General features: G+C 67.3%; 4 protein-coding genes. 1 reads left to right on the top strand and 3 read right to left on the bottom strand.

All coding sequences use genetic code 11. The annotated features are described in order from the left end of the window. Positions 1-143: 143 nt before the first annotated feature. From rplT to infC, 3 genes are all read right to left on the bottom strand, one after another. Positions 144-527, bottom strand: a complete 384-nt coding sequence (gene rplT, locus BZL64_RS37905; protein WP_073499619.1) for a 50S ribosomal protein L20 — start codon at positions 525-527, stop codon at positions 144-146. 97 nt (positions 528-624) lie between these two features. Then, positions 625-819, bottom strand: coding sequence for a 50S ribosomal protein L35 (gene rpmI, locus BZL64_RS37900; protein WP_073499621.1), 195 nt, complete (start codon positions 817-819; stop codon positions 625-627). Between the two features lie 109 nt (positions 820-928). After that, positions 929-1,648: a translation initiation factor IF-3 gene (gene infC, locus BZL64_RS37895; protein WP_086773476.1), complete on the bottom strand. Its 720-nt coding sequence runs from the start codon at positions 1,646-1,648 to the stop codon at positions 929-931. Between the two features lie 383 nt (positions 1,649-2,031). On the opposite strand from infC, the gene BZL64_RS37885 reads away from it, so the two are divergent. Further along, complete coding sequence (locus BZL64_RS37885; protein ID WP_086773477.1) at positions 2,032-2,409, top strand: DUF1844 domain-containing protein; 378 nt, start codon at positions 2,032-2,034, stop codon at positions 2,407-2,409. Positions 2,410-2,496: the final 87 nt, after the last annotated feature.

Genomic DNA, 2,496 nt, shown 5'->3' with positions numbered 1-2,496 from the left:
ATCTTCACCTTCGGTGGGTTGGCAGGGGGGCGGGCCCCGGCTTCTTTCGCCCCGGAAGAACTCGGGCCGGACGCACTCGGACCCGCAGGCGGCGTTCGCCTGCGGGTCCGGGTCAGGTCACTTCCGGCTCGGCCGGAGCGGCGTCACGCAGCCTTCGGCGCGTTCACGTCCGACGGCAGCGCCTTCTGGGCGACCTCGACGAGCGCGGCGAACGCGGTCGGGTCGTTGACGGCCAGCTCGGCCAGGATCTTGCGGTCGACCTCGATGCTCGCGGCGTTGAGACCCTGGATGAAGCGGTTGTACGTGATGCCGTTGGCGCGGGCAGCGGCGTTGATGCGCTGGATCCACAGCCGGCGGAAGTCACCCTTGCGCTTCTTGCGGTCGTTGTAGTTGTAGACCAGCGAGTGGGTGACCTGCTCCTTGGCCTTGCGGTACAGGCGCGAACGCTGACCGCGGTAGCCGGAGGCCGCCTCGAGGATCGCCCGGCGCTTCTTGTGGGCGTTGACTGCCCGCTTGACGCGTGCCACTTTTAACTCCTTGTAGCGGGGCCGTGGTGGGACTCACACGACCCGGAAACGATTGGGTCCCGGTTCAGACGTACGTACGGCGGCAGGCGCCCGTACGTCACTTGCCGAGAAGCTTCTTGATCTTCTTGGCGTCGCCGGGGGCCATCTCGGCGGTACCGGTGAGGCGACGCGTCACGCGCGACGACTTGTGCTCGAGCAGGTGGCGCTTGCCGGCACGCTCACGGAGCACCTTGCCGGAGCCGGTGATCTTGAAGCGCTTGCTGGCACCGCTGTGCGACTTGTTCTTCGGCATAGCGCCGTTCTCTCCTCGTCGGTGGCGCTCCGGTGCCCGGTCGTGAAAACCGGGCACAGGTGGAGCGTCGCTTGTATGGGTTACGTCCTGGGACTGACGTCCTGGGAGGTCACGCCTCGGCGGAGGCCTCGGCGGACTCGGGCTCCTCGGACTCCACGGAACCCTCGGACCCCTCTGACTCCTCGGCGTTCACGGCGTCGGAGTCCGCGGCGTTCTGCGAGCGGCCCGGGTTGGCCTTCGCTTCGGCCTTGCGGGCTTCCTGAGCCTGGCGAGCCTCGGCCATCGCCTCGGTCTTCTTCTTGTGCGGACCGAGAACCATGATCATATTTCGGCCGTCCTGCTTCGGGTTCGACTCGATGAACCCGAGGTCCTGGACGTCCTCCGCCAGACGCTGCAGCAGTCGGTAGCCCAGTTCGGGGCGGGACTGCTCACGACCGCGGAACATGATCGTGATCTTGACCTTGTCGCCCTGCTTGAGGAACCGGACGACGTGACCCTTTTTGGTGTCGTAGTCGTGCGGGTCGATCTTCGGCCGGAGCTTCATCTCCTTGATGACCGTGTGCGCCTGGTTCTTGCGCGCCTCACGGGCCTTCATGGCCGACTCGTACTTGAACTTCCCGTAGTCCATGAGCTTGCACACGGGCGGGCGGGCGGTTGCCGCCACCTCGACCAGGTCCAGGTCGTACTCCTGGGCAAGCTCCAGTGCCTTCGCGAGCGGCACGATGCCGACCTGCTCGCCACTGGGACCGACAAGTCGCACCTCTGGAACGCGAATCCGGTCGTTGATGCGGGGCTCGGCGCTGATGGATCCTCCTCGGTAGCACCACACGGCAGTCTGGCGAACGGCCGCGTAACGTCTGTGTTCGATTGGTTGCCAACCACGCCGAGGCACAAAAAATGCCCCAACGATCACATGCGGGGCTCCAAGCACTACCGGAGCACCGCCGCGAGGATCGCGGGGCGCACTACCGGGCGACTCCATCGTCCGTACGGAACGATGGGGGCCGCCTGACCGGGGTGACCCGCCTCCCCGGAGGGTGGTCGGGTGGGAGTTCGGAGCCTCCACTTGTGGGCCGGGTCCGCCTGCTTGAAGGGCACGCGTGTCCGACCGGTCGTTACACGAGATTAGCAGCTAGTTCATGCGTGCGCGAATCCGGTGTCTCCCGCCTCCTGCTGTCAAGAGGGCGTGCGGCGGGCCCTATCGTGTGGGGCATGAGTGAGACCTCCCCCTCGGACAGCCCCGAGCCCTCCGGCAAGGCCGGTTTCGACGAGATGACCCGCGACATCGCCGAGGTCCCGGCGGTCGAGGTGATCGTGACGGTCGCCGTCAACCTGATGAGCGCGGCCGCCGTGAAGCTCGGTCTGACCGACGAGGGCGACAAGTACAAGGACCTGGACGAGGCCCGCAAGCTGGTCACCGCCCTCGCCGGCCTGCTGGACGCGAGCACGACCGAGATCAGCTCCTTCCACGCGGCACCGCTGCGCGACGGCCTGAAGTCGCTCCAGCTGGCCTTCCGCGAGGCGTCGCTCGTCCCGGACGAGCCGGGCCAGGGTCCGGGCGAGAAGTACACCGGGCCGGTCTACGGCTAGGAGCCGCCGTCCGGATCAGTCGCGTACGTAGAGGGGCTCGCCCGGAGGGGTGGTTCCGGCCGGCAGGAGTGCCAGGTCGAGGCCGCG

The organism is Streptomyces bobili (genome assembly GCF_002154575.1).
Classification (GTDB): Bacteria; Actinomycetota; Actinomycetes; order Streptomycetales; family Streptomycetaceae; genus Streptomyces; species Streptomyces bobili.
Note: the sequence above shows the minus strand (reverse complement) of the source record. Positions and strands in the feature narration are given on the sequence as shown.

What these genes read in the sequence shown, in the direction of transcription:
- rpmI (WP_073499621.1), bottom strand. Translation starts at nt 819, where the DNA reads ATGCCGAAGAACAAGTCGCACAGCGGTGCCAGCAAGCGCTTCAAGATC.
- BZL64_RS37885 (WP_086773477.1), top strand. Translation starts at nt 2,032, where the DNA reads ATGAGTGAGACCTCCCCCTCGGACAGCCCCGAGCCCTCCGGCAAGGCC.